Genomic DNA, 24,894 nt, shown 5'->3' with positions numbered 1-24,894 from the left:
TTATTCACGTGACCTATCTCTCGTTTTGTTAAATTCTCTGTCCTTTGGTGTGACTGATATGCCACTTGATCCTACATTTTCTCTTAGAACGAGCGCTTAACAAAAATCTTATTGATATTCCTGACATTTTGTTGTGAATGCAATGAAAAAATTAAAATTTACAACACAAAATATTACCTATTTGAATGTGACTATGTGGATGTTTTGTTATAAAAGCGAGTTTTTGGCAAAAATGTCGTAGTTTTTGACAAGTATTCTTATCGGCCTCAAAATACACTGCCAGCCATTGATAATCCTCGAAGCGGTTTTCGAGGAGTGAGATTGAGGAACACACATGTTTACAGCTACGAACGTGTTGACACCGGAATTTATCGGGCAGCCGCTTGATAAGTTGTGGTCACTGATCTCGCCATTGTATATGGTGGACGAGTCTCAATGGCTAGAGCAACTATTGCCACTAGCGACGCCGACAGAGGATGAAAAATCGGCGATCACTACCCAAACGACCCAACTTATCGAAGCCATTCGTGCCGATAAGAAGTCAATCCAGATGATTGATGCTCTATTGTTGGAATACAGCTTAGATACTCAAGAAGGTATCTTGCTGATGTGTCTTGCAGAAGCATTAATGCGCATCCCAGATGCCGCGACAGCAGATTCTTTGATTAAAGATAAGTTGAGCGTCGCAGACTGGAAATCTCACCTGAAAAACTCTGACTCTGTGTTTGTTAACGCATCAACATGGGGCCTCATGCTAACAGGTAAAGTGGTTGGTCTTGGTGAGCAAGGCACCCAGAGCCCAGGTCAGGCTGTAAACCGTCTGGTAAATAAATTCTCTGAGCCTGTGATTCGTAAAGCCATGTATCAGGCAATGAAGATCATGGGTCACCAGTTTGTTCGTGGTCGTACGATCGAAGAAGCGCAAAAGAACGGTCGCCCAATGCGCGACAAAGGTTTCACCTACTCATTTGATATGTTAGGTGAGGCGGCGTTAACTACAGCGGACGCGAACAAGTACTTCAAAGATTACCTAATGGCGATCGAAGCGGTAGGTCGAGAGACTTACGGCAATGACACCAGTCCTGCGCCTTCGATTTCCATCAAGCTTTCTGCATTACACCCGCGCTACGAAGTCGCAAATGAAGAACGTGTAATGACAGAGTTGTATGACTCACTAATGCAGCTATTGAAACGTGCAATTGAAGTCGACGTTGCAATCACAATCGATGCAGAAGAAGCGGATCGTCTTGAGCTTTCTCTGAAGCTATTTGAGAAAGTGTACCGTAGCTATCTTGTGAAAGGTTGGGGCAAGTTTGGTTTGGTTATTCAAGCCTACTCAAAACGTGCTCTACCAGTCTTGGTGTGGCTAAACGCACTCGCAAAAGAGCAGGGTGACCTTATTCCGCTGCGTTTGGTTAAAGGCGCGTACTGGGACAGCGAAATCAAGTGGTCTCAACAAGCGGGTTACGCTAATTACCCGGTATACACTCGCAAAGAAGCGACGGACGTTGCGTACCTAGCTTGTGCTCGTTTCCTACTTAGCGAAGGTGTTCGCGGTAATATCTATCCGCAATTTGCAAGCCACAATGCTCACACGGTGACGGCAATCGCCGTTATGGCTGAGCACAAAGAGTACGAGTTCCAGCGTCTACATGGTATGGGTGATTCACTGTATAACCATGTTATGGAAATGTATGGTCAGCCAGTACGTATTTACGCTCCTGTCGGTAGCCATGCTGATCTTCTTCCGTACTTGGTTCGTCGTCTGCTTGAAAATGGCGCGAACAGCTCTTTTGTACATCGATTGGTTGATGCGCGTTGTCCGATTTACGAGTTGACTCATCACCCTGTTGATGTGTTGACGGGTTTTGACACGCTACACAACGACAAGATCCCATTACCTGCCGACATCTTCCCTGAGCGTAAGAACTCATACGGCGTCAACATTGATATCGACAGTGAGGCGAAGCCATTTGAAGCGCAAGTAGAAAGCTTCATGGACAATCAGTGGGTTGCAGGCCCGATGATCAATGGTGAGCGTTTTGCCGAAAGCATGATCAAGGAAAATGCGGCTGAGATCATCACCGCACCGTACGATCGCCGAATTGAAGTCGGCAAGGTGGCATTTGCAACTCTTGATCATGTTTCCGCTGCAATTGATGCGGCGCAAACTGCTTTCTCTGATTGGAAAGGTGTTCCTGTTGAGCAAAAAGCGGCTTGTTTAGAAAAGCTTGCTGACTTAATGGAAGAAAATCTGGCTGAGCTGGTAGCGATTTGTCACAAAGAAGCGGGCAAGACGATTCACGATAGTATTGATGAAGTTCGTGAAGCAGTGGATTTCTGTCGTTATTACGCGAAACAAGCGCAAAACCTACAGCCATTTGAGCTAGAGGGTTTCGATGGTGTGAAACGCATTTCTAGCCGTGAAGGTCTTGGTGTGTTTGTGTGTATCAGCCCTTGGAACTTCCCGCTGGCTATCTTCCTTGGTCAGGTAACGGCAGCACTGATTGCAGGTAACACTGTGGTTGCAAAACCTGCTGAGCAAACAAGCTTAATCGCCGCTCGCGCTATTGAACTAATGCTTGATGCGGGTTTCCCTGCTGGTGTGATTCAGTTACTTACTGGTCGCGGCGCTGAGATCGGCCATGCATTGACTTCTCATGATGCCATTGCTGGTGTGGCATTCACTGGTTCAACGGCAACTGCGCAACGCATTAACGTCACGCTTGCGGAGCGCAGCGCGAAACCGGTTCCGTTTATTGCGGAAACAGGTGGTCAAAACGCAATGATCGTGGACAGTACTGCATTGCCAGAGCAGGTGGTGCGTGATGTGATTCGTTCAGCGTTTGCATCTGCCGGTCAGCGTTGTTCTGCCCTTCGTGTTCTATTTGTACAAGAAGATGTAGCAGACCGTATGATCAACCTGATTCAAGGTGCGATGAATGAGCTGCATGTTGGTTTACCTTACCAACACAAAACGGATGTTGGTCCGGTTATCGACAGCAATGCAAAACAAAAACTCCTTGCTCACCTTGAGCAAATGAGCAAAACACAGACTAAAGTCGCTCAGCTACAGCTGGATGAATCGTGCCAGCATGGTGACTTTGTCTCACCAAGTGCGTTTGAAATCTCGGGCATCGATGTGCTGAAAGAAGAACAATTTGGTCCAATCTTGCACATTGTTCGCTTTAAAGCCTCTGAATTACCGAACGTGGTTGCGCAGATCAACAAGACGGGTTTTGGCTTGACGATGGGTATCCATAGCCGTAACGAAACCACGTACCGTTGGATTGAGAAACACGCTCGAGTGGGTAACTGCTACATCAACCGAGACCAAGTTGGTGCTGTGGTTGGCGTACAGCCGTTTGGTGGTCAAGGCTTGTCGGGTACTGGCCCGAAAGCTGGTGGTCCACACTACCTATTCCGCTTTACTCAACATCTTCTTGCTCAAGCAGAAAACGCATAAGGAGTCGCATTATGGTTCATCAGATCACCTATTTTAAAGATGCATTCTCTGCGTGGGAGCAGTGGAATCTGACTGATTTTGATTACAAATGCGAGCATGTTCTGGCATTTAAATCTGCATTAGAAGGGCAGCAGTCTACCGTTGCCAAAGTGGTTTCTTACCACTTGCAACAAGCATCAACTCTTCTTGCAGAAACTCACCAGTTAGTTGGCCCTACAGGGGAAACTAACGAACTGTATGCCGCAGGACGCGGTGTGGCTTTGGTGATTTGTGAAAACAACATCGAGCCTGCTGATAATGCGTTATACAGTGCTTTTGCGATGATCACCTGTGCCTTAATTGCAGGCAACAGTGTGGTCGTTTGCAGTGACAATGCAGAGCTAAACCAACTGGTTAAGCAAGCTGTAGCGTTGGCAAACTTCCCATCTAACTTAGTCCAGGTTGTTGCGTACGATGCGTCTGCCCCGTTGCTTGAGAGCGATGTACGTAGTGTGGGTTATGTTGGGCGTTCACAGGTTGAGCATGCGCTCAATCTTCAACTAGCTAAGCGTGACGGTGCAATCGTCGGCTTAGTTTCTGAAACGGATTTAGAGTCACCGAAATTGGCTCATGATCCTCATCTCTCGTTGCGCTTCATTACCGAGCGCACTCGAACGATAAATATTACCGCGGTGGGTGGTAACGCGACTCTACTCGAGTTGGGGAACGAAACTCACTAACCTGACTTGTGATACCAATCTGGAGTAACTGGACTGAGAGCCGGTCCAGATTGGTTTCTTATACTCTGATGTATTGCTGAGACGGTAAAATATCAGGGCAGGCAAGGAAGGAAATAATTATAACGAGGACTATCTAATGATAGAAAATAGCTTTGCTATCACGTCCACTTTTGTGGCGTATTTACTGATTATGGTTGCTATTGGCGTTTACGCGTATAAGAGGACTTCCAATTCATCTGATTACTTCCTAGGTGGCCGTAGCCTAGGTCCGTGGCCTGCTGCATTATCTGCAGGTGCTTCAGATATGAGTGGCTGGTTGCTGCTAGGCTTGCCTGGCTATGCGTACGCTGCGGGTATCGAGGCCTTCTGGTTAGCCGGCGGTCTACTTCTTGGTACATGGGCAAACTGGCTCATCAGTGCAAAACGCCTACGTACCTACAGTATCCAAACTGACGCGTTAACGTTGCCAGAGTTCCTGTCACGTCGCTTCAACGATAAGTCGAAACTGATCCAGACAATCTCTGCGTTTTTCATTCTTCTATTTTTCCTTTTCTACACCAGCTCAGGTTTGGTCGCAGGGGGCAAACTGTTTGAGACGGTATTCGGTCTAGATTACACTTACGCTGTTATCATCGGTACGGTGTGTGTGGTTTCTTACACACTATTCGGTGGTTTCCTTGCGGTATCTTGGACTGACTTAGTGCAAGGTCTGCTAATGGCCGCTGCGCTAATGATTGTTCCTGTTGCTGTTATGGACGGTGGTCTAGGTCAGCTAACTTCTGATCTGCATGACATCAACCCAGAACTTGCAACGCTATGGAATGACGCCAAAGGCGAACCACTGTCTGCGATTGCTATCATCTCTTTAGCGGCATGGGGTCTTGGTTACTTTGGTCAGCCACACATCCTAGCGCGTTTTAAAGCGTCTCGTTCAAACAAAGATCTAACGACTGCACGTCGTATCGCTGTGATTTGGACTGCACTATCTATGGTTGGTGCAATGCTTGTTGGTCTTGTCGGTCTGGTTTGGGTTACGGGTCATCCGGGCACTCAACTAGAAGATGGCGAGAAGATCTTCATGTTATTGGTTAACGCAGTATTCCACCCTGTCGTTGCTGGTATGTTGTTAGCAGCAATCCTAGCGGCGGTAATGAGTACAGCAGACTCACAGCTTCTTGTTTCATCTTCAGCGCTTGCAGAAGATTTCTACAAGCAAGTATTCAAGCCAGAAGCGTCTTCTGAAGAAATCGTAATGATTGGCCGTATCGGCGTTATCGTGATTTCGCTTGTTGCGCTATTCCTAGCAATGACACCAGATAGTTCAGTACTTGGTCTTGTTTCTTACGCTTGGGCTGGCTTCGGTGCTGCATTTGGTCCTGCGGTTGTACTTAGCCTTTACTGGAGCGGTATGAACCGTAACGGCGCACTAGCAGGTATCCTTGTTGGTGGTATCACTATCGTAGTTTGGAAGCAGCTAACTGGCGGTTGGTTTGATGTCTACGAAATCGTACCGGGCATCATCTTCTCTACGCTTGCTATCGTTGTTATCAGCAAAGCGACAGGCGGTGCAGCGCAAGACGTATTAGACCAACATCAATCGTACGAGAAGAAACTAGTTGAACTAGACTAATTACTTCCTTTTACGAACACAAAGCCCGCTTATACAGCGGGCTTTGTTTTATCTGAACTTAATAAACGTTAATGGTGATTGCTTGAGGCCAGATTTTCACGTCGCTTTATTTTTTGTGAGAGTGTTAGTCACGACGAACTTTGGCGTAAATAACGGTGTTACTCAGCTCGCCAGAAGGCGCACGCCGAACATTGCGTAGCTCACCTTCAAACTCATACCCACAGCGCTCAGCAACCGCACGACTTTTGCGGTTGTTCGCATCGGCTAAAATCGTGATTCTTTTCGCGTCCAACGCTTCGAATGCATAGTTTTCAATCGCCGCTACCGCCTCAGAGATATAACCGTAGCCTACCGCGCGATCATCAAGCCAATAGCCAATCTCAAATGCCGGTATCTCTTGATCATGGATCATTAACCCAATGGCGCCGAGTAAACGATCGCTTTTCTTGTCGATTAGGTAGTAGCGCAACTCTTCTTCGAAGTTTTCAAAGTTTGCGATGGCTTTCTCTGTCCCTGCAATCATCGCTTCTAAAGTGAGCACGTGAGGTACCCATGGCAGGTAAACTTCAAGCGTTTTTTGGCTACGAACAACGGCCTGATGTGCTTCTTCTGCACGTTCCAAGCAAGCTGGGATGAGCTTTAAACGTTTGGTTTCCATGTCGAATCTCCTAGGCTTTTATACTCCAATCGTCTCGTAATGCAGGATTCAGAGCGTTATCACTAAAAATCATTTAAACAGAAACACTTAGAGACATCTAGCCTTCGCAAGAACATTATTCACTTGGTTTGTAAGGGAGAAGCTGAGAGAATTGAGGCGTTATAAACATAAAATGGTTTAATATGAAACTTCTAGTAAGAAACTTAGCTCGTGAGACGACAGAGCAAGACATCCGTACTCTGTTCTCAAACTACGGCAAAGTTGAGCTTTGCACCGTCGTGCTTGATCAAGAGACGGGTTTATCAAAAGGGTTTGGTTTTGTGATCATGCCGGATGAAGCCGAAGCCGTTGCGGCGTTGGAGGCACTAAACCTGTCTTCAGTACATAAGAGCAAGATTCGTGTGAAAGTCGCACAAGACTAGTATTTTTGCCTTTCAAGGTGAAAGATAAAACCAGCTGAGAGGCTGGTTTTTTAGTGCCTTAATTTTGAGAGGTTGCTACGGTTACTTGAGGCGAAAATATTTGCTGGTATACGCAGACTTCTCGTTCTTTTCCCTGCATTTTGATGATGTGATTGTCGATATACGTCATGCCCAACTTTTGAATGACTGATTGGGATTGTCTGTTTTCGACCAAGTGCATCGCTTTTAGGCCCGATAACTCAAAATGTGTTCTGGCAAATTGAATTAAAGCCATTGACGCTTCTTGAGCAAACCCATTACCCCAATAATCGATGCCAAGCCAATACCCTAATGTGCCGACTCCCTCCGAGATGTTTAGCAGACTAACAGCACCAATTAACACTTCGTCTTGACGCAGGGTAATAGCATATATGACCCCGCTACGCTTTTGATATACGCCAACATGGCTCTTAATCCAAACTTTGTGCCATCGGCTCTTCATAGGGATGAGGAATATTTGCCGTCATATCTGCAATGCTCTTGTCTCCTGCGAGTCGTGCGACTGTTGCGCTGTCTGTCGGATGAAATGGGCGAAGAATAAGCCTTTGTGTCGTGAGCGTTGGTTGAAGCGTCATCGTGCGTCCTTGAGATGAGTCAGTATCGTGGAAATTGCAGATTCACACTGTAAATCAGGCATGTTTAAACAACCAAGTAATGCCTGAATCGAAAATGTGAGTGAAAGCCATATTTAAAACGCCATAAAATTGATCATTGCAGATTGAAATAGCGAGTAGCAACAATTGCTTATGTGTGATGTGTCGTATTATTACACACATAAGCGCGTTCGTTCATAATAATGGTACAAAAGTTGAGGTCTGACCAATGTCTCAATTTTTTGATACTTTCGTCCAATTTTTTGAAGATAGGACACAAAAAATTAAAGGGGCTTTTTTATTGTGGAATTATTTTGAACAAAATATGTCAATTGTCAGTAGTACTGAAAAACAGGGAGAAGAGAAATGCCGGATATATATTGCGCAGCTTGTAGAAAATCAACGCAACATAAAGTGATCATGAAGCGTTGCGAGCCACAGCCCGTTGATTCGTTGACAGGTAAAGTGGTGAGTTTTACACAGCTGATGGCGAAATTTGTATCAGGTGAACACTACTACGAGATGGAACCACAATACTACTGCCGATGCTGTAATCATCGTGCAATTGGAGAAGTGATTCCTCATCCTACCAGGCATACGTCGGCAGCTCTCTAATTCAGAGCGATAGCTATGATTAATAGCTAAACAGGGCGGCTTGCTTGCCCCGCACGCCAGATCTATAAAGGCGTATCACACGCTTTCAAATTTGCGACTCTACGGGAGCCGCTAGATTACTTTTGTTCTTCATACTCGGTTATGGAGAGAGCGGCAGTAATCGCAGCCCTTTCCTTCCTTAGTTATTTTCGAATTATTCTCTGCTGAATTTCACATGCTGTGCATTTGATGGTTTGCAATTGTTTAAGCAACGATTAATGTGATGCTTCCTGAGTGGTTACAAGGATGTGGTTAATGAGTTACCAATTGGACCGGATTGATTTACACATTTTGAGAGTGCTTCATTCAAGAGGCAGAATTCCAGTTGTTGAACTCGCAAAGCAGATCAACTTAACGACCTCGCCGTGTTCTGACCGAGTGAAGCGGCTAGAAAAAGAGGGGTATATCAATGGCTACCATGCTGAGCTGAATGCGGAAAAATTAGGGTTGGATGTGCAAGTATTCATCCATATTCGCTTAGACCAAACCAGTTTTTCCATTTTTGAAAAGTTTGCGAAAGCCGTCGAATTGATGCCGGAAATTGAAGAGTGTTATTCGCTCTCTGGGGACTTCGATACCATGATAAAGGTTCGTGTTAAGAGTATGAAAGCGTATCAGGAGTTTATGTCGAGTAAGTTAGGCACGCTTCCGGGGGTGATCCAGACTCGTAGTGAAGTGGTAATTGAAGAACATAAAACAGGATTTGGCGTGAACCCGGAGCTCCTTGGTTAGGCGAGGCTGATGTCTATGACTGCAGCGCTTATGCGTTGAGCATATTATTTAGCGTGACTTGGCGTATTACTTTTTCAAGATCAAAAAAGGAGCCGAAGCTCCTTTTTGATAAATCGGTGAGCGACTATGCGCCGATAAAGGTGCTGATAACACCAATCAAACCACCAAATACGCCACCCCAAACGACTAGCCAGCCAAGGTGTTCTTTAATCATTTTTTGCACCATTTCTTTGACCAGTGCGGGTGTTAACTCGCTCAAGCGCTGATCAATGATGCCTTCAATGTTTTGCTTTATCTCATCCATCATAGCAGGAGATTCGAACTGCTCTTTCAGTGCTTCTTTGATGTTATCGCTCTTGCTCAACTCAATAATGGATTCTTGCATCTTTTCGACGAAAGGCTGCCGCATAGGTTGTAATGCCTCCGCGCCGCCAAACATCGCTAGCATGCCGCCAAATTGAGAGCCTTCGATCACTTCTACCAAAGAGTCAAAGGCTGGGTTTAAATCCACTTTCTCAATCACAGGTTGAAGATCGATGTTTACACCGCCCGCCATTTCTTTGTTCAAGAATCGATCGATGTTCGCTTCGGTAAAGAACTGCTCCATCATCAAGTTTTTGATAGCCAGTTTAAACTCTTCAAATCGCGCGGGGATCACGCCAGAACCGTATAATCCAGGCACTTTTTCAAACAGCATGTGGATGGCAAGCCAGTTAGTGATGGCGCCTGAGAACGCAAACAGCCCCGCATACCAAAGGTAGTCGTTTTGTAATTGATGACCTCCAGCCATCAAAGCGATAGCGAGGACATTCGTTAGCAAACTTTTGTTCATAGTGACCAGTTATATGTGAATATCGGAATAAATAAGTGGGCCTGATTCTATACCTAAGTCACATTGAGATGCTAGGTTTTGCCGTGATGAGTGACCGTGTTGCGAAGGGATAAAAATGGATGTGCAGAAAAACAAAACCCGACAGTTACTGTCGGGCCACTGCTTTTTCTTAGAAAAACTAAGATTCTATTTTTAATTTTAGATGCGGTAGATCTTACAACAAAGTTGGCATTTCCATCTTTCTGAGTAGCCGAATAGCTTGTCAGCCCAACTTGGTTTGAGTTGTACGATCTGCATTGAACCACATTTACACATAAGCTAATTACCTTATTGTTAATCTAATAACTAAGCCATCTATTGAGTATAGCTGTTTCTCAAAAAGTGAAATGACAAATGAAGACGGCTCAAAACTCTGTATTGTGTTCATTGCAATGGATACGCAACGAGGCGGTATATTAGCAGAAAAAATGTGAGCTTTATCATGGAGGATGTTTCATATATGAGAAACTATAATGGCTATATGAGTATAGGGTTATCAATAAAAATGAAAAACGGCGCTTCATGCGCCGTTTTTATTGGGTTTCTCGCTAATTAAGAAACGTGTTGATTTTCTAACTCTTCAGCGATAAATCCGCCAGTTTGATGGGCCCAAAGCTGGGCATAAATACCGTTGTTCGCGATGAGCTCTTGGTGAGAACCTTGTTCAACAATACTGCCTTTATCTAGCACGATGAGGCGATCCATTTGTGCGATGGTCGACAATCGGTGCGCAATCGCAATAACGGTTTTTCCTTGCATTAATTCATTCAAGCTTTCCTGAATCGCTGCTTCGACTTCTGAATCCAGAGCCGATGTAGCTTCATCCAGTACCAGCAATGGTGCATCTTTTAGTAGCACACGAGATATTGCGATACGCTGACGTTGGCCGCCAGACAGTTTCACACCACGTTCACCAACTTGCGCATCGTATCCGACGTTGCCAAATGGGTCGGTCAGAGTTTCAATAAACTCATGGGCATGCGCTTGCTTAGTGGCTTTCAACAAATCTTCTTCTGTCGCATCTGGGTTGCCATACAAAATATTGTCGCGAATCGAGCGGTGCAGCAGAGAAGTATCTTGGGTCACCATACCGATCTTTGAACGCAGAGAGTCTTGTGTGACTTCTGAGATGTTCTGTCCATCGATCTTAATGCTGCCGTCTTCGACATCGTGGAAACGAAGTAACAAGTTCACCAGAGTTGATTTTCCGGCGCCGGAGCGCCCAACCAAGCCGACTTTCTCTCCTGGTTTGATGTTGAGATCGAGGTGGCTAATCACGCCTTTGTTCTCACCGTAATGGAAGCTGACGTTATCAAAGTGAATGCCACCTTCAGTGACTACTAAGTCTTTTGCGCCTGGTTTATCTTTAATATCAATAGGCTTAGAGAGCGTTTTCATTCCATCGACTACGGTTCCCATATTTTCAAAGAGGGCGCCAACTTCCCACATGATCCACATCGACATACCATTTACGCGTAATGCAAGGCTAACAGCAATCGCAATCGCGCCAACGCTGATGGCACTATCCAACCACAGGTAAATCGATAAAGCAGCAACGGAAAACACCAAAATATAGTTTGAGATCTCTACAGCAACGTCGAAGCCGGTCACTAGGCGCATTTGACGATAGACCGTATTCAAAAATCCCTTCATCCCTTGCTCGGCATATTGGGTTTCGCGCTGGCTATGAGAAAACAGTTTGACGGTTTGAATATTGGTATAGCTGTCGACGATGCGTCCTGTCATTGTCGAACGTGCATCGGCCTGCGCTGAAGCGACGTCTTTGAGCTTAGGAACGAAATAGATTTGGATAGCGATGTAAGCGAGCAGCCAGACGATCATTGGGATCATCAAACGCCAGTCTGCCGTCGCTAACATAATGATCATGCTGGTGAAGTAAACCGTAACATAAACAAATACATCCATAGCTTTCATGACGGTTTCGCGCACAGCTAATGAGGTTTGCATGACTTTAGTTGCAACTCGGCCTGCAAAATCATCTTGATAGAAGTTTAAGCTTTGATTGAGCAAATACCGGTGTGCAAGCCAGCGGATAGACATTGGATAGTTGCCCAATAATGTTTGGTGAACGAGCAACGAATACACGATTACCAAAATGGGCATGACAACCAACAATAAGGTTCCGTAGAAAATTAAATCTGCTTTATTGTCTTGCAAGAACGTTTCTGGATTGCTGGTAGACAACCAATCAACCAATTGTCCCATCGCGCCAAACAACATAACTTCAACGACAGCAACAATCGTGGCCATCAAAGACATGATGATCAAAGGCTTTTCGTAGCCGCGGGTGTAATAACGTAAAAAAGCGAGCATCCCTGAAGGAGGCTGATCCGGTGTGGATTTGGGGAACGGCTCTGTAAAGCCTTCAAATCGTTTAAACATAACTCATCCTAAAGTTAAAACAGTGCCATTTGGGGTGGCTAAATCCATCGATTCACGCAGCTTTGGACGAAGTCGCGTGTATAAGGGTTTTTGGCTGCTCCTCGAGAAAGCAGACGGATTGACGAGAGGGGCGAAAAAATAGTCTAACCGATTGTGTTTTAAATGTAACTAGTTGGTTATGGGTGTGGTTGTCTATGGTTCTGATTCTTATGATGAATTCTTCGCATGTTCATCGCGATGCCATAAAACCTTAAATCTGCATAGTGACAATAAAATTTCGGGAGAAATAAGCTAAGTGCAGTGAAAATTACTTCTAGGTAATTAAATTAATTGTGAAAACAGCAAAACTGAAGTTAACAATAAATTTACAATCTCCTCATTCTAGTGATAAGGAATGTATTGGATGCTATTACACGAATCAGTGACCCAATTTGCTAATGGGAAAGAAGAAAGCACGCAAAGTGCTCAGCGCCAAACCGCAAACTGCGTAGTGATGGTGCCACCGAAAGAGTTTCGTTTTAATGAAGAAACCGCACAAGATAATGAGTTCCAACATAAAGTGTCACTCAGCCAAGAAGAAGTCTCGCGTAGAGTGATGGCCGAGTTCGCGAGTATGGTAGCAACGCTGCGTCAAGAGGGCGTTCAAGTTGTTGAGTTTGATTATCCAGCTTCAGATGTTTCGACGCCAGACGCGGTATTTCCAAACAACTGGTTTAGCACTACGCCAGATGGCACGTTGTACACCTTTCCAATGGCCTGTGAAAACCGTCAAAAAGAAGTGCGTCCTGATGCGCTTGTGGCGGCACTAGCGCAAGCTGGGCGAGAAGTTCATCGACGTAGCAGCCTAACTGAATATCTTGATGAGCAAGCGTATTTAGAAAGCACGGGTGTGATGGTCTTTGACCACTTAAATAAAACGGTCTACGCCGCACTTTCACAACGTTGTGATCGTCTGGTTTTAGAAGATTACACCGATCGCATTGGCTATGAACGAGTGATCTCTTTCCAAACCCGTTTGCCGTCTGGTGCGCCTATTTACCATACCAACGTGATGATGGCTGTGGGTGAGCAGTTCTGCGTGATTTGTGACGAAGTGATCCCAGAATTTGAGCGTCGTTTTGTTCTGAAATCACTCGCCAAAGATAAGCAAGTGATCTCTATTTCGATTGAGCAAATGAACCAGTTCTGCGGCAACATTCTTCAGTTGGAAACCATCAATGGAGACAAAGTCATTGCGATGTCGCAATCGGCATACGATGCTTTCTCTCCTGCACAAAGAAATCAACTTGCGACGCACGGTAAATTGCTGCCATTCGATGTTTCTACCATAGAATCTATTGGTGGTGGCTCGGTTCGCTGTATGTTGGGTGAGGTATTTTTGCCTAGTCGACAAGCGGTGTTATAAACAATATTGCGCAGTTTTGCTTGCAAATGCAGGTGACGTTCATTCTATCCCAAATAATAAAACCGTTAGCCTCGAGGCAGTACGAGGCTGACGGTTTCACTTTCTAGCTTCTTCCTAGGATATTCCGAGCTTAACCCATACTCTCGCGCAAAGACTTGATGTCTTTGGATGGTGGCGCACCAAATAAACGGCTGTATTCACGGCTAAATTGAGAAGGGCTTTCGTAACCCACTTTAAACGTAGTCGCCATGGCATCGAGGTTTTCTGTAAGCATTAAACGCCGAGCTTCGCTGAGTCTTAATTTCTTTTGAAATTGCAGTGGAGTCATGGATGTCATAGAACGAAAGTGAGTATAAAACGCCGATTTACTCATGCCACTGTAGGCGGCTAACTCACTGACACTTAACGGCTTTACGAAATTATTCTTCAACCAATCAATGGCCTTCGCGATTTGATGGCTGTGACTTCCTGCAGTCACGATTTGATTAAGACGAGCGCCCTGTTCGGTGATTAACAGTCGATAAAAAATCTCTCGTTTAATGATCGGCGCTAAAATTTTGATGCTTTGTCCTTCATCCAGCAGCTCTATTAAACGCAGAAAGGCGTCAAGTAATGGCTCCGACAATTCTCCAACCGCTATGCCTTTTTGCGCTTCTTTGCTTTGATTAAACGTCAGTTCACTATCGACAATAAGTTGAGATATTTCAGTCAGATCCAGCTCCATAATCACCCCTAAATAAGGTTTATCTTCACTGGCTTCAATGATATTGGCGATAATCGGCAAGTCGACAGAGGAGATCAAAAAGTGGTTCGCATCGTAAACAAAGCTATCTTCACCCAACAACACGCGCTTTCTCCCTTGAGCAATTAAGCAAATACTTGGGTTGTGGGTGTAGCTTGTCGGTGGTGTTGGGGTTGCCCAGCGACTGAACCTTAATCCTGGAATTTCTGTGTCATATTGGTTCGCGCCATTTGCCCATTTCTCAATGTGCTTGGCAAGCTTTTCTATTGCACCGGCCAGGGTTGACGAAGTGTTTGACGGTACCTCTTGCATAAGTCAGTGCTCTCCTCTGGTTGGCCTCAGGTTCGGGGTTAACGGCATGCGATTTCTGCCTTTGTAGTTAACGCCTCTTCGGTGTCAATTAAGCGACTTCATTAAGCATAGTTATAACAGTTCATTTCTTTAAGTAAAGAATATTGGGCAAGTGTCTATTTCGAGGTTAAGCGATCGGAGATTGATCTTTCTGCTTGATTGTCGAGCGGGCTAATTGTCTTCCATGAGTTTATTCTTTAAAAATTAAATCATTATGTATTTCTGAGTTTTTATTCCGTTTTTTCTAACCGGCCTCAAGTATGGTTGTCTTTTGTATTGGTTTGGAATATTGGGCAAGTATTAGCAAAGAATAGGCTAACGGTCATCTATCAAAGCGCAATACAGTGAACCTATGGTTTGGTGAGTGAATGACCATGCCTTACGTTTGTAGGGTGATGAAAGCACTCAAGAACACTATTTGGAGTCATGATGAATAACAAAAGCAATACTCAAATCCCTGACGTACTGCAAGCCGGTGTATTTCAAGGTCGAGGCATTTTCGAGTTTGGTGAAAAGAATGAAGCGTATGCGGATTACTTTACTGGTACGAGTTATCTGGCGTTGCTCAATCAGCCTGGTCTTATCGTGGCGAACGTAACGTTTGAACCAGGGTGTCGCAATTTTTGGCATATTCATCATGAAGGTGGGCAGATTCTGTTAGCGACAGGAGGGCGAGGTTGGTATCAAGAATTTGGCCAACCAGCACAAGAGTTGAATGTTGGCGATGTCGTGCATATCGCGCCAGGTACTAAGCATTGGCATGGCGCAGCTAAAGACAGTTGGTTCTCACATGTAGCAATAGAAATACCGGCTGAAGGCGCAAGTAATGAATGGTGCGAACCAGTCTCTGATCAAGAGTACATGCAACTAAAGTAGCCCGAGCTAAGTTTTCAGTGAGAAAAGGGAATCTCGATGAGACAAGCGTACCGTTTCAATCAGTGGGTGAGATGCGTTTTGGTGAGTAGTGCCTGGATGTTCCTCTGCATTGTAAACGCAGAAGTTAATAGCGCTGGATTGGAGGAAAATATAGTGAAAATTCGTTTTATTTTCGATGATTGCAGTGTTTTAGGCACATTGAAGAGCAGTGCGAGTACAGACGATTTTGTTCGTCAATTGCCTCTAACATTAGATCTACAAGACTACGCAAATACAGAGAAAATTGCTTACTTACCGAATAAGTTAACTCGCGAAGGCGCACCTTCTGGAACTCAATCAAAAACGGGTGACATCTCTTATTACGCCCCTTGGGGAAATTTAGTTATCTTTTATAAAGACTTTGGTTACGCGTCTGGGTTAATTAAATTAGGTCAAATCGATGATGGGATTCATTGCTTTATTTCGAAAGAAACAAACCGTGTCACGATCGAAAAATTAAATTAATGACCCAGTTGACGATGTAAATTATTAATGTAGAAATCAGAACGCTAATAAATATATTTCTAGAACTTCTATGGATTAGAACACCGTTACATAATGGAATTTTGATATGAAAGCATTAAACAAATCTGTTAAATCAATATTAATATTGGTGCTCACTATGACAACGCTATGCACAACGAATATCGCTTCAGCATCAGAAATATTCAGTGACAAAGAGCGAGCTATTATTCCTATTTCTGCTTTTACTGCGAGTGGTGAAATAGAAAAACTAACACAAAGCCTTAATGATGGGTTAGACGCAGGCCTAACGGTCAACGAGATAAAAGAAGTGCTGGCTCAGTTGTACGCGCATGCTGGATTTCCGCGCAGTTTGAATGGACTAGCAACATTTATGACGGTGTTGGAGGAACGTAAAAGCCAAGGTATTACCGATACCTTAGGGCGAGAATCAAGCGCGTTACCTAACGATAAAACCAGCTTAGAATTTGGCGCTGAAAACCAAACACAACTTGTTGGTGCAGAAGTAAAAGGCGCGCTATTCGATTTTTCTCCGCAAATTGATGAATACCTAAAAGCACATTTGTTTGGTGATATTTTTGAACGCGATATGCTCACTTGGAAAGAGCGTGAAATTGCTACGATTGCAGCATTAGCAAATATGAACGGTGTTAATAGCCAATTAGCAGCTCACTATAATATCAGTATGAATAACAATGTTTCTCTTAAAGAGTTAGAGGAATTTATTGTTGTATTAAGTGAGTGCTGTGGTGAAAGTGTGTCTAACAATGCTCAATCGATCCTAAAAACAGTTTTGGAAAAATAAATATTATTTGGCCAATCATATCAATTAGAAAGGAATTCGTTTTATGAAAAATAAATCATCATTGTTTATTTGGTCTGTGCTGTTGTCGACGGGATTTATGCTTCCAATCGCTCAAGCAGCCGATGGTAACTCATCTTCGCAGCAAGTTTATCGCTCTGCTGATCAGAAATCGTTTCAAGGACCTGAAAACCTATTTACCGGGAAAGTTAACGTCGAGATGTTGTTTCCTGAAAACGAAGTTGCAAACTACAGCGCCGCCTATGTCACTTTTGATGCAGGAGCTCGAACCGCTTGGCATACTCACCCAGCAGGACAACACATGATCGTCACTTCCGGTACCGCACTTACAGGAACGCGTGATGGGCATGTAATTCGATTTGCTGCTGGTGATAGTGTTTGGTGTCCGCCTGGTATCGACCATTGGCACGGTGCAACACCAAATGCGCCAATGACTCACCTAGTGGTTACGGCGTCAAAAGACGGTGAAAACGTTATCTGGAAAGAGCAAGTTACCGATGGTCAGTATGCAGCAGGACAGCAATAACAAAGGCCACGTTTTTATAGCGAGCGCAGAGCTTTTACTCTGCGTTTTTTATTGTCTTGTTGGGCCAACCAAGCGCATTTCCCAATCCTCGACTTCGCCAGTTTCTAGGCGGCGCTCGACCAACTTGCCCCAAGACTCGACTAACGGCAGTTCAGACAGCTTAGTGAGTTCTTCTCTATCTAAACAGCCAGTGAAAACCGCGCCCATGATGCGAGCCAGTGGCCATTCTGGATAAGGTCTTTCACACAGAATAATCTTGTCACCTGCACCGATATCGCCTTCCTCCAACACTCGGAAATACCAGCCTGTTCGAAGCGTATCTTGCAGTCTTCTCGCCATGTCGTGTTGGTCAAAGCGTACGTTAAGTTTCCAACAAGGCATGCGACCTTGCGATACTTCCAGTAGTGTTGAGCCGATGCGAATTTTATCTTTCAAGCAAATCGTGGATTCGGTGACGCCCTCGGAGCTGATGTTTTCGCCAAAGCCGCCAGCGGATTGGAAAATAGTTCTTTCGCCTAATTGTTGTTGCCAGATTGGGTAGTGCTCGCTTGGGTAAATATGAAGCGCTTTTTGAATTCCACCATGAAAGCGTGGATCGCCTTGCTCATCACTGATAAAACCAAGCTCTGTTGCGTGCTGGCGCTCGGGCAACACTTGTTTGTTGATTGCGCTTTGCGCTCCATGAGCATAAGGGACAGTTTTCCCTGCTAGCACAGCTTTTACGACGCCGATTTTCTTCATGTAACCTCCTTATTATTTGAATGAGAGATAAAGTGTTTACCTTCATTCGCGATGCGGAGCATGATAGCCTAGTGAACTTGTGTCGGAATAGGGATGAAAAGACAATCAACAATGCTAACTCGCCAAATTGATTCGAAGTCAGGCGTCATGACCTCCAATGAGATGATGGTCGCTAATCCCCATTCTCCTGTTTTGGTGAAAACCATCGACATGCCAAAAGGTTACATTGATGCGCTGCACCAACACACTTGGCATCAAATCATCTTTCCTATCAAAGGGTTATTGCAAACACAAACGGAGCATTATCAGCATTTGGTTCCGCACACTTCTGCGTTATTTGTTCCTGCGGGTGTTCAACACGAGTCGATTGCTCTGAGTAACACGATCTTTGTTGGCATTTACCTTAACCCTGCGTTTGGCGCAATGTACGAGCCACAAGTGAGAACCATTGCTCTAACGCCGTTTTTAAATGAGCTTTTACAAGAGATCCGCAGACAGTGTGAAAATGAGACAAGCCATGAAGAAGTGCTGCATTTGCTGGCGGTGTTGCATGATCAAATTTTGAAAAGCAACGTGCAGACATTTCAGTTATTACTGCCACAAGATCGCCGACTAAAACTGATTTTCGAGCAACTGACTGACGAGCCCGCGTTGAGCTGTTCGCTAAAAGAGTGGGGGGAGAAAATTGGGGCGTCTGAGCGCACTTTATCACGGTTGTTCGCCAAGGAATTCAACACTTCATTTCTGCTTTGGCGGAAACAAATTCGGCTGATTTACTCGCTTTCTTTGTTAGATGAATCGTTGCCAATCCAAGCCATTGCAGACCTAGTGGGTTATCAAAACGACTCATCCTACATCAAAGCATTTAAAGCCTATTTTGATATGACGCCACAACAGTTTAGAGTGAACGGCGCATCGCGCAGGTAGAAATACAGAGCTTCGACTTCACTTAATGCTTTTGAGTAGAAGTCGCGAAACTTCCTTTTTGAATTTCAATTACATGGTATGAATAACAATGGCACCAACGATAAATACTCGAGTGAATCAATTCTGTTTTGGTCAGCCCAAAACGTCGCTGTCGTTGGAAAAAGAGCCCCTCAAACCGCTTGTTCAGGGCAAGATTCGGGTGAGGCTCGAAGCTACAAACATTAACCCAAGTGACTTGCTTTCCATTTATGGTGTTGGGCAATACCGCCGCGTTCACGTACCACCTCGCGTGCCGGGATTTGAAGCGGTTGGGCGTGTGGTGGAAGTCAGTGCAGTCGATCACACTGACCTTCAAGTTGGGCAAAAAGTGTTGGTGGCGATGAGTGGTACTTGGCAATACTACATAGATGCTTCGCCTGAGAATCTTTTTCCGCTACCTGAGAGTTTGGATAACGGCTATGCCTGCCAGTTGTACATCAACGCGTTAACCGCGTGGGTGATCACCATTAAAGTGGCTAAGTTGAACAAAGAGGATGTGGTGATCATCAATGCGGCGGGTTCGGCGATCGGTAAGATATTTGCCCAGCTCGCCCATTCCCTGGGTTTTACACTGATTGCTGTCACTTCAAAGCCAGACGAGTATCCGTACGATACGATTCCAGTGTTGGACGCGAAGCAAGACTTACATGCGCAACTGCAAACGTGCAAACTGCCACAACCAACGGCCGCTTTGGATGCGATAGGCGGTGAGGCTGGCACGTATCTCATTCGTACCTTGAAAGAAAACGGTCAATACATCAACTACGGAACGTTGTCGTTAGCGCCTTATACGCCTGCGTTTTTTAAATTGATGAAGACCAACAACATCGACTTTAGCACCTTCTTTTTGCGGTATTGGGAAAAATCGGTAGGTAAAGGCGGGAGAAAGGCGGTATTCGCTGAAATGTTAGACCACTTTATTGCCAACGATATAAAGTTAAGTGTAGCGTCTGAGCTGCCGCTAGAGGATTTTCAAACTGCGATTGAAATGGTTGAGCAACGCTCATCGGTGGTGTCAGGAAAAATTATTTTGACGCTATGAATTACAGTGAGTCTGTTGAGAAAAGGGAGGATAAAATCCTCCCTTTTTTGATGGGTTATTTGTAATGATGGGACTATTTTAGATGGAAAATTTGTTCTGTTTCGAGCGATGTCATCGTACGTACTTGACGCCAAATGTAATAAAAAATACCGAACATCATTAACATGCTTGGAATTGCAATCATCGGGTAGCTGTAAAGCGTCATCTTACCCAACTCTTCATTAAAGGCAGCCGTGCCCGAAGGACTGGTCACGATCCAAGTCGCAAGGAAGTAGTTCATCGCGGATGAGAACGCAAAAGTACTCGCAAACAGATAGTTTGATGACATTAGACAACGTTCAAATGCCTCTGATTGACCGTTCTCTTTCAAGCGTTCGTTAATCAGCGATAAATTTAATACCGTGTCATTCAGTACTAACTTCTGCATCAGTGGGTAGCGGGTAAACGTTGAGCCCAAAACCGCTAAACCGATCAGGCCAGGGATCAGGGCTTCTTTCAAGGCTAGCCAACGTGTATCAAGCTCTAACAAGCCAATGCCGCCAGTTAATAAAACACTGATAAAGCCAAGTGCAGAAATAAAGTTAAATTTCTTGTTCCGGACAAGGTCCATACCGCCGTAAATGATAGGAAATAGCAAAGCGACAACCAGCGCCATTGCTGTTCCTAGGTGTTCATCACCGCTAAACTTCATCAAGATAAAGGAAGGGATGAATACGTTAAAAAGAATCTCGAATAGGGGATTCGGCTTTTTCGCCGTTGTGTTACTCATAATGTTTTACTGACTCTACTCTATGTCGGCTGTTATTGTACTTTGACGAGAAGTGTTCATCTAGTCGCGCTTGATGTAAAGCGTTAAAGCGCCGAGTTGTGTAACGACTTATGAAATAGACCGGAGCATAGCCAGTTAGTTGACATGATTGACTACTTTTTTTGTGTCTTAATCGCGCTCCCTCTGCGCAATGATCTGATTGCGTGCTCTGAATAATCGAGTCGCCACGGTGTTGTGATTAAGCTCTAAGACTTGAGCAATTTCATTATGATTAAACCCGACTACGAGTTTTAAGACCAATGGCTCTCGGTATTTGGGTTCGAGAATCATCATTTGTTTTTGAAGCCAATCTTGTGCCATGTCGTGGTCACTGCCAGGGTAGGTTTTTGCCTGTATTACACACTCATCAATATCGACAAAATTGTACTGCTTTTTATCAAAGCGCCGAGCATTCTCACGACGCAAAATGGTGATGAGCCAAGGCTTCGCGGCATTGGGATCATTTAAGTTATCAAAGAATCGCCACGCTTTCAGAAAGGTTTCTTGCGCCAAATCTTGAGCAAGGTGATGATCTTTGCATAGCCAATACGCGAGACGATAGATATCTTGGTATCGCTCCTTCGTCATTGCTTCGTATCGTTTGTGTTTTTCCATAGCATTAAGATCAGAAGTGTAGAGCTGAGTAGCAAGGTAACCTCTGAAGCTCAAAGGTTACCTGCGGTTTCATTCTTGCCCGCTTAAAATGGCTGGGTAGAAAAACGTGAGTATTGAAGGGCGTCTGCGACTTCTTGAGCTTTAGATTCTGAAGTCATGAGATGCAGCAATTTAAGGGCGGCTTGATAGCTAACTAGGCTGCCGTTTGAGGTGATGACACCCTCATCAACAACAAAATTCTGGTCGACCTGTACATCAACTGCTGGATAGTCTTTTTGTAATCCGTTTTCACCTCCTGCCCATGTCGTCGCTTTCTTACCGTTTAAAAGGCCAGCCTCGGCCAATAGATACGCACCAGAGCAATTACTTGCCATCCAATCTGCCGCCTTTGATGTGGTTTGAATAAAGTGAATGAGATCCTTGTTTTCGATTAGCGCATCCATGTCGTAGCTGGATGTTAAAACCAGCACGTCGAGCTCCGGCTGATCGCCAATCCAAGCATCCACACCAATTTTTAATCCCTCTTCAGTGGTGATGGTTTTCTGCTCAGAGACGGAAATAGTGAGCACTTCATAATCGCTAAACCAAGTCAGACGACTTGCGACGCCAAAGACCTCTAAAGGCGCAGTAACATCAGAGGTCAGTACGCCGTCGTAAACCAGAATGCCAATGCGTTTATCCGCCGCATGTGCCGTTTGAAGCATCCCAAAGAATAGGACTAAGGTCGCTATCAATAGTTGTAGTGCATTCTTTAATCCATTTTTACCCATTGTTTTTTCCTCGCTAACAGAGCATCCAAGTTATTGAGATTCATTATATTTGGGCTGATTGGTGATTGAAGAGCCACTTTGTCTTTACTAAAGTGAATAAAGTTCACGAATGGAGTGCACGAGTTTTATGGATAAGATACGGTCCCTACGATTTTTTATTGCCACTTTAGAAGGTGGCAGTTTTGCTGCGGCCGCCAAAGCGTATGGCACAGACCCTTCTACGGTGAGTAAGGCCATCCATCGTCTTGAAAGCGACTTGGGAATACAGCTTTTCCAACGTTCTACGCGACAGAACCGTCTGACAGAAGCCGGTCGTCGATACGCAAATACCGCTAGGTTTGTACTGGACGAACTGACGGCGTGTGAGGATTCATTGAAAAGCCACAATGATGCGCTTTCAGGACTGCTTAAGATTAATGTGCCGGTCTCTTACGGTCGCCTTTACATTCGCCCTTTATTAAAAGAGTTTTGTCGCCGCTACCCCAGCATCACTATCGATATTCATTACGATGACGCCTACGTTGATATTATTGAACAAGGGATTGATGTGTCGATTAGATCTGGTATCGTTCAGGACAGCCAGTTGATTGTGCGCCAGCTGAGTCCTATCGATTTTATTATTTGTGGCAGTCAGGATTACTTAGCGCGGCATGGTGTTCCGAGTGGCCCGGATGTATTCAATGACCATTCTTGGGTTCGTTTTCGTTTTAAACAAACGGGAAAACTGTTGCCGATTCGGATGCCAGAACCAGACGGTGCAAGTGAGTATAACCCCGAGAGAAATTTTATTGTAAACGACGGCGAATCGATGGCAGAGCTTTGCGCAGAAGGCTTGGGATTAACTCAGATTCCTCACTTTATCGCGAGGGATTGGCTCAAAGCCGGGCGTTTAGTGCCGATATTTCCGAGCATGCGTCAAGCAGGAAATGGCGTGTATCTTCTCTATGCCAACCGGGAATATGTGCCTGCTCGAGTGAGGGTGTTCATCGATTTTATCACTCAAGCAATACAGGATATGGATGAAACGCCATTCCATACGTGGGCTGAAACGTTGCCGATTTACCAACCGAACCAAGGAGATTGAAAACTTCATGTGAGTCTTTGGTTAAAACACTCCAAGCCATATGGTGCTTTTATGGGTTTTTGTTAGGTTATTGGGCGTTATTATCGACAAGCGCAGTTTGCTCTTCGTCACTCATAAAGGAAAGACAATGCCAACTAAGATCTTAGTGCCTGCTTTGGCCCTACTTCTCAGCGCATGTGGCGGCGATGGGGAGTCGTCAGCACCTGTAGAAAACGGCTCTCAAAACACAGGTTCCACATCGTCACAAGGCACATTTGCCGAGCAGATGCTCGAAGCGGTCAACAGCGCTCGCTCTACTACACAACAGTGTGGCGCAACCACCATGCCACCTGTTGGGGCCCTGACTTGGAGCTACGCTTTGGAAAGCGCCGCTTATCGACACTCAAGCGACATGGCGAACAGCGATTTCATGAGTCACACAGGCTCCGATGGCAGCAATATGTCAGATCGAGTCAACGCAACGGGCTATGCTTGGAGCGCTATTGGTGAGAATGTCGCCGTAGGGCAAAGTTCCATTAACGCCGTCGTTAATGCTTGGTTATCGAGCGAAGGTCACTGCCTCAATATCATGAGTGCGGATTTTGATCAGATGGGCGCGTCGCTTGTCGAAAATCACTCGGCAAGCTACGGGTATTACTGGACTCAGGTTTTTGCCAAACAGCGCTAATGCGATAAAGAAACCTGATAGATAAACCAAAACGCCAGTAGTCACCATCTGCTGGCGTTTTATTATTTACGTCTCTTTTAGCTTGTCAGGTTACGAAGTTTTGGGTCATCCGTCAGGTATTCAACGAATTCGATCTCAAAACCTGCAGGGTCAACAAAATACACATTCTTGCGGTATGGTTCATCAGCGCCAGGTTGGGCAATCGGATAACCTGCATCGGTTAGTCTTTTGATGATTGCATCGACGTTGTTGGTCACATAAGCAAAATGCGCTAGCCCTACTTGGTGGCCGCCCAACTCGCGGTTCTCACCTTCACCGTGGTCACTCATAGCAATGTATTGATACTCGTCGCCAAAATGTAGCCAGTTTCTTGGCTTACCACTCCATTCGCCTTTCCCCTCATCACGCACGTACCAATGTGGAAATGCAGTTTGATAAAACTTCAGCATTTCAGGGATGTTTTTCACGACTAAATTAATATGTTCTAGTTGGATCATGATGTGCTCCTTTTTGTCATTTCCTAGCCAACGATGAACATGCTAAAACCTCAAGTTAAGTCGAGGTAAAGGGCTTTTTTAAATTTTTTTAGAGTTGGTGTCTTTGGAGCTTGATACATGGAGAGATTCGGTGGGGTGGTACTTTGAATCTGCGAGTTGGGTTATGTGCTTGCAACCCTCATTCATCTTTTGTTTGTTCGTGCTAATCATTTTCGAGCGAGTTTGTGGTGAGTAGATTCCCTGTCTCACCTAGGTTCGCGGGAATGACGCGA

The 24,894-nt window shown here is 44.9% G+C and carries 24 protein-coding genes and 1 pseudogene; 15 read left to right on the top strand and 10 right to left on the bottom strand.

Translation table 11 applies throughout. From position 1 onward, the window contains the following. Positions 1-334 precede the first annotated feature (334 nt). The 3 genes from putA (at position 335) to putP (ending at position 5,815) form a co-directional block, all read left to right on the top strand. Positions 335-3,466, top strand: coding sequence for a bifunctional proline dehydrogenase/L-glutamate gamma-semialdehyde dehydrogenase PutA (putA, locus tag FKN16_RS12285; RefSeq protein WP_170902804.1), 3,132 nt, complete (start codon positions 335-337; stop codon positions 3,464-3,466). Positions 3,467-3,477: 11 nt separating this feature from the next. Continuing rightward, entirely contained in the window at positions 3,478-4,185 is a 708-nt protein-coding gene (locus FKN16_RS12280; protein WP_006740880.1) for a 1-pyrroline-5-carboxylate dehydrogenase, read from the top strand. Between the two features lie 136 nt (positions 4,186-4,321). Further along, positions 4,322-5,815: a sodium/proline symporter PutP gene (gene putP, locus FKN16_RS12275; RefSeq protein ID WP_005392162.1), complete on the top strand. Its 1,494-nt coding sequence runs from the start codon at positions 4,322-4,324 to the stop codon at positions 5,813-5,815. A 124-nt stretch (positions 5,816-5,939) separates the two neighbouring features. Here the strand turns inward: putP and FKN16_RS12270 are convergent, their stop codons facing one another. Further along, positions 5,940-6,473, bottom strand: coding sequence for a GNAT family N-acetyltransferase (locus FKN16_RS12270; protein WP_170902803.1), 534 nt, complete (start codon positions 6,471-6,473; stop codon positions 5,940-5,942). 182 nt (positions 6,474-6,655) lie between these two features. On the opposite strand from FKN16_RS12270, the gene FKN16_RS12265 reads away from it, so the two are divergent. Continuing rightward, the gene (locus FKN16_RS12265) at positions 6,656-6,895 is read left to right on the top strand and encodes an RNA-binding protein (RefSeq protein WP_005392166.1); all 240 of its coding nucleotides are present in this window, start codon (positions 6,656-6,658) and stop codon (positions 6,893-6,895) included. A 58-nt stretch (positions 6,896-6,953) separates the two neighbouring features. On the opposite strand, the pseudogene FKN16_RS12260 reads toward FKN16_RS12265, so the two are convergent. Next, a pseudogene (locus tag FKN16_RS12260) lies at positions 6,954-7,509 on the bottom strand (GNAT family N-acetyltransferase). Between the two features lie 384 nt (positions 7,510-7,893). Here FKN16_RS12260 and FKN16_RS12255 point away from each other — a divergent pair. Continuing rightward, positions 7,894-8,142, top strand: coding sequence for a hypothetical protein (locus FKN16_RS12255; RefSeq protein ID WP_012842405.1), 249 nt, complete (start codon positions 7,894-7,896; stop codon positions 8,140-8,142). 294 nt (positions 8,143-8,436) lie between these two features. Next, positions 8,437-8,913, top strand: a complete 477-nt coding sequence (locus tag FKN16_RS12250; RefSeq protein WP_006740877.1) for an Lrp/AsnC ligand binding domain-containing protein — start codon at positions 8,437-8,439, stop codon at positions 8,911-8,913. Between the two features lie 124 nt (positions 8,914-9,037). Here the strand turns inward: FKN16_RS12250 and FKN16_RS12245 are convergent, their stop codons facing one another. Beyond that, positions 9,038-9,745 (bottom strand): hypothetical protein, encoded by a 708-nt coding sequence (locus FKN16_RS12245; protein WP_005392172.1) that lies wholly within the window; start codon positions 9,743-9,745, stop codon positions 9,038-9,040. A gap of 591 nt (positions 9,746-10,336) precedes the next feature. Next, complete coding sequence (locus tag FKN16_RS12240) at positions 10,337-12,187, bottom strand: ABC transporter ATP-binding protein (RefSeq protein ID WP_005392176.1); 1,851 nt, start codon at positions 12,185-12,187, stop codon at positions 10,337-10,339. Between the two features lie 403 nt (positions 12,188-12,590). Between FKN16_RS12240 and FKN16_RS12235 the strand changes: the two genes are divergently transcribed. Further along, a complete protein-coding gene (locus FKN16_RS12235; protein WP_170902802.1) occupies positions 12,591-13,592 on the top strand; it encodes an arginine deiminase-related protein in 1,002 nt (333 codons plus the stop codon). Between the two features lie 130 nt (positions 13,593-13,722). Here FKN16_RS12235 and FKN16_RS12230 read toward each other — a convergent pair whose 3' ends face one another. Beyond that, complete coding sequence (locus tag FKN16_RS12230; protein ID WP_170902801.1) at positions 13,723-14,646, bottom strand: AraC family transcriptional regulator; 924 nt, start codon at positions 14,644-14,646, stop codon at positions 13,723-13,725. Positions 14,647-15,111: 465 nt separating this feature from the next. Between FKN16_RS12230 and FKN16_RS12225 the strand changes: the two genes are divergently transcribed. The 4 genes from FKN16_RS12225 to FKN16_RS12210 all read left to right on the top strand — a co-directional run bounded on the left by FKN16_RS12225 (position 15,112) and on the right by FKN16_RS12210 (position 17,432). Further along, positions 15,112-15,561, top strand: coding sequence for a cupin domain-containing protein (locus FKN16_RS12225; protein WP_086015559.1), 450 nt, complete (start codon positions 15,112-15,114; stop codon positions 15,559-15,561). 153 nt (positions 15,562-15,714) lie between these two features. After that, positions 15,715-16,065, top strand: coding sequence for a cyclophilin-like fold protein (locus FKN16_RS12220; protein ID WP_170902800.1), 351 nt, complete (start codon positions 15,715-15,717; stop codon positions 16,063-16,065). A gap of 157 nt (positions 16,066-16,222) precedes the next feature. After that, complete coding sequence (locus FKN16_RS12215) at positions 16,223-16,888, top strand: carboxymuconolactone decarboxylase family protein (protein ID WP_249370545.1); 666 nt, start codon at positions 16,223-16,225, stop codon at positions 16,886-16,888. Positions 16,889-16,931: 43 nt separating this feature from the next. Continuing rightward, a complete protein-coding gene (locus tag FKN16_RS12210; protein ID WP_167427836.1) occupies positions 16,932-17,432 on the top strand; it encodes a cupin domain-containing protein in 501 nt (166 codons plus the stop codon). Positions 17,433-17,480: 48 nt separating this feature from the next. Here the strand turns inward: FKN16_RS12210 and FKN16_RS12205 are convergent, their stop codons facing one another. After that, entirely contained in the window at positions 17,481-18,173 is a 693-nt protein-coding gene (locus FKN16_RS12205; protein ID WP_170902798.1) for an MOSC domain-containing protein, read from the bottom strand. Between the two features lie 111 nt (positions 18,174-18,284). Here FKN16_RS12205 and FKN16_RS12200 point away from each other — a divergent pair, with 111 nt between their 5' ends. After that, positions 18,285-19,100, top strand: a complete 816-nt coding sequence (locus tag FKN16_RS12200) for a helix-turn-helix transcriptional regulator (protein WP_170902871.1) — start codon at positions 18,285-18,287, stop codon at positions 19,098-19,100. Positions 19,101-19,188: 88 nt separating this feature from the next. Continuing rightward, on the top strand, positions 19,189-20,181 hold the full coding sequence (locus FKN16_RS12195) for a zinc-dependent alcohol dehydrogenase family protein (RefSeq protein ID WP_170902797.1): 993 nt from the start codon (positions 19,189-19,191) through the stop codon (positions 20,179-20,181). Between the two features lie 73 nt (positions 20,182-20,254). On the opposite strand, the gene FKN16_RS12190 is transcribed toward FKN16_RS12195, so the two are convergent. The 3 genes from FKN16_RS12190 to FKN16_RS12180 all read right to left on the bottom strand — a co-directional run bounded on the left by FKN16_RS12190 (position 20,255) and on the right by FKN16_RS12180 (position 22,374). After that, positions 20,255-20,950, bottom strand: a complete 696-nt coding sequence (locus tag FKN16_RS12190) for a VC0807 family protein (RefSeq protein WP_046875662.1) — start codon at positions 20,948-20,950, stop codon at positions 20,255-20,257. 168 nt (positions 20,951-21,118) lie between these two features. Further along, positions 21,119-21,604: a sigma-70 family RNA polymerase sigma factor gene (locus FKN16_RS12185; protein WP_104973184.1), complete on the bottom strand. Its 486-nt coding sequence runs from the start codon at positions 21,602-21,604 to the stop codon at positions 21,119-21,121. 83 nt (positions 21,605-21,687) lie between these two features. After that, positions 21,688-22,374: a DJ-1/PfpI family protein gene (locus FKN16_RS12180; RefSeq protein WP_046875663.1), complete on the bottom strand. Its 687-nt coding sequence runs from the start codon at positions 22,372-22,374 to the stop codon at positions 21,688-21,690. A gap of 127 nt (positions 22,375-22,501) precedes the next feature. Here FKN16_RS12180 and FKN16_RS12175 point away from each other — a divergent pair, with 127 nt between their 5' ends. Continuing rightward, positions 22,502-23,458 carry a LysR family transcriptional regulator gene (locus tag FKN16_RS12175; RefSeq protein ID WP_170902796.1) on the top strand — a complete coding sequence of 319 codons (957 nt, stop codon included), beginning with the start codon at positions 22,502-22,504 and terminating at the stop codon, positions 23,456-23,458. Positions 23,459-23,585: 127 nt separating this feature from the next. Beyond that, positions 23,586-24,125, top strand: a complete 540-nt coding sequence (locus FKN16_RS12170) for a CAP domain-containing protein (protein ID WP_164665967.1) — start codon at positions 23,586-23,588, stop codon at positions 24,123-24,125. Positions 24,126-24,202: 77 nt separating this feature from the next. On the opposite strand, the gene FKN16_RS12165 is transcribed toward FKN16_RS12170, so the two are convergent. After that, a complete protein-coding gene (locus FKN16_RS12165) occupies positions 24,203-24,622 on the bottom strand; it encodes a VOC family protein (protein ID WP_025793617.1) in 420 nt (139 codons plus the stop codon). Positions 24,623-24,894: the final 272 nt, after the last annotated feature.

The organism is Vibrio sp. 11-4(1) (assembly GCF_013048625.1).
GTDB lineage: Bacteria > Pseudomonadota > Gammaproteobacteria > Enterobacterales > Vibrionaceae > Vibrio > Vibrio diabolicus.
Note: the sequence above shows the minus strand (reverse complement) of the source record. Positions and strands in the feature narration are given on the sequence as shown.

Bases quoted from the DNA above. Each gene is read 5' to 3' on its own strand.
- FKN16_RS12195 (WP_170902797.1), top strand. From the start codon at position 19,189: ATGGCACCAACGATAAATACTCGAGTGAATCAATTCTGTTTTGGTCAG.
- putA (WP_170902804.1), top strand. From the start codon at position 335: ATGTTTACAGCTACGAACGTGTTGACACCGGAATTTATCGGGCAGCCG.
- FKN16_RS12255 (WP_012842405.1), top strand. From the start codon at position 7,894: ATGCCGGATATATATTGCGCAGCTTGTAGAAAATCAACGCAACATAAA.
- FKN16_RS12225 (WP_086015559.1), top strand. From the start codon at position 15,112: ATGATGAATAACAAAAGCAATACTCAAATCCCTGACGTACTGCAAGCC.
- FKN16_RS12190 (WP_046875662.1), bottom strand. From the start codon at position 20,950: ATGAGTAACACAACGGCGAAAAAGCCGAATCCCCTATTCGAGATTCTT.
- FKN16_RS12210 (WP_167427836.1), top strand. From the start codon at position 16,932: ATGAAAAATAAATCATCATTGTTTATTTGGTCTGTGCTGTTGTCGACG.
- FKN16_RS12240 (WP_005392176.1), bottom strand. From the start codon at position 12,187: ATGTTTAAACGATTTGAAGGCTTTACAGAGCCGTTCCCCAAATCCACA.
- FKN16_RS12180 (WP_046875663.1), bottom strand. From the start codon at position 22,374: ATGGGTAAAAATGGATTAAAGAATGCACTACAACTATTGATAGCGACC.
- FKN16_RS12250 (WP_006740877.1), top strand. From the start codon at position 8,437: ATGAGTTACCAATTGGACCGGATTGATTTACACATTTTGAGAGTGCTT.
- FKN16_RS12270 (WP_170902803.1), bottom strand. From the start codon at position 6,473: ATGGAAACCAAACGTTTAAAGCTCATCCCAGCTTGCTTGGAACGTGCA.
- FKN16_RS12170 (WP_164665967.1), top strand. From the start codon at position 23,586: ATGCCAACTAAGATCTTAGTGCCTGCTTTGGCCCTACTTCTCAGCGCA.
- FKN16_RS12165 (WP_025793617.1), bottom strand. From the start codon at position 24,622: ATGATCCAACTAGAACATATTAATTTAGTCGTGAAAAACATCCCTGAA.
- FKN16_RS12265 (WP_005392166.1), top strand. From the start codon at position 6,656: ATGAAACTTCTAGTAAGAAACTTAGCTCGTGAGACGACAGAGCAAGAC.
- FKN16_RS12200 (WP_170902871.1), top strand. From the start codon at position 18,285: ATGCTAACTCGCCAAATTGATTCGAAGTCAGGCGTCATGACCTCCAAT.
- FKN16_RS12245 (WP_005392172.1), bottom strand. From the start codon at position 9,745: ATGAACAAAAGTTTGCTAACGAATGTCCTCGCTATCGCTTTGATGGCT.
- FKN16_RS12175 (WP_170902796.1), top strand. From the start codon at position 22,502: ATGGATAAGATACGGTCCCTACGATTTTTTATTGCCACTTTAGAAGGT.
- FKN16_RS12230 (WP_170902801.1), bottom strand. From the start codon at position 14,646: ATGCAAGAGGTACCGTCAAACACTTCGTCAACCCTGGCCGGTGCAATA.
- FKN16_RS12235 (WP_170902802.1), top strand. From the start codon at position 12,591: ATGCTATTACACGAATCAGTGACCCAATTTGCTAATGGGAAAGAAGAA.
- putP (WP_005392162.1), top strand. From the start codon at position 4,322: ATGATAGAAAATAGCTTTGCTATCACGTCCACTTTTGTGGCGTATTTA.
- FKN16_RS12205 (WP_170902798.1), bottom strand. From the start codon at position 18,173: ATGAAGAAAATCGGCGTCGTAAAAGCTGTGCTAGCAGGGAAAACTGTC.
- FKN16_RS12185 (WP_104973184.1), bottom strand. From the start codon at position 21,604: ATGGAAAAACACAAACGATACGAAGCAATGACGAAGGAGCGATACCAA.
- FKN16_RS12280 (WP_006740880.1), top strand. From the start codon at position 3,478: ATGGTTCATCAGATCACCTATTTTAAAGATGCATTCTCTGCGTGGGAG.
- FKN16_RS12215 (WP_249370545.1), top strand. From the start codon at position 16,223: ATGACAACGCTATGCACAACGAATATCGCTTCAGCATCAGAAATATTC.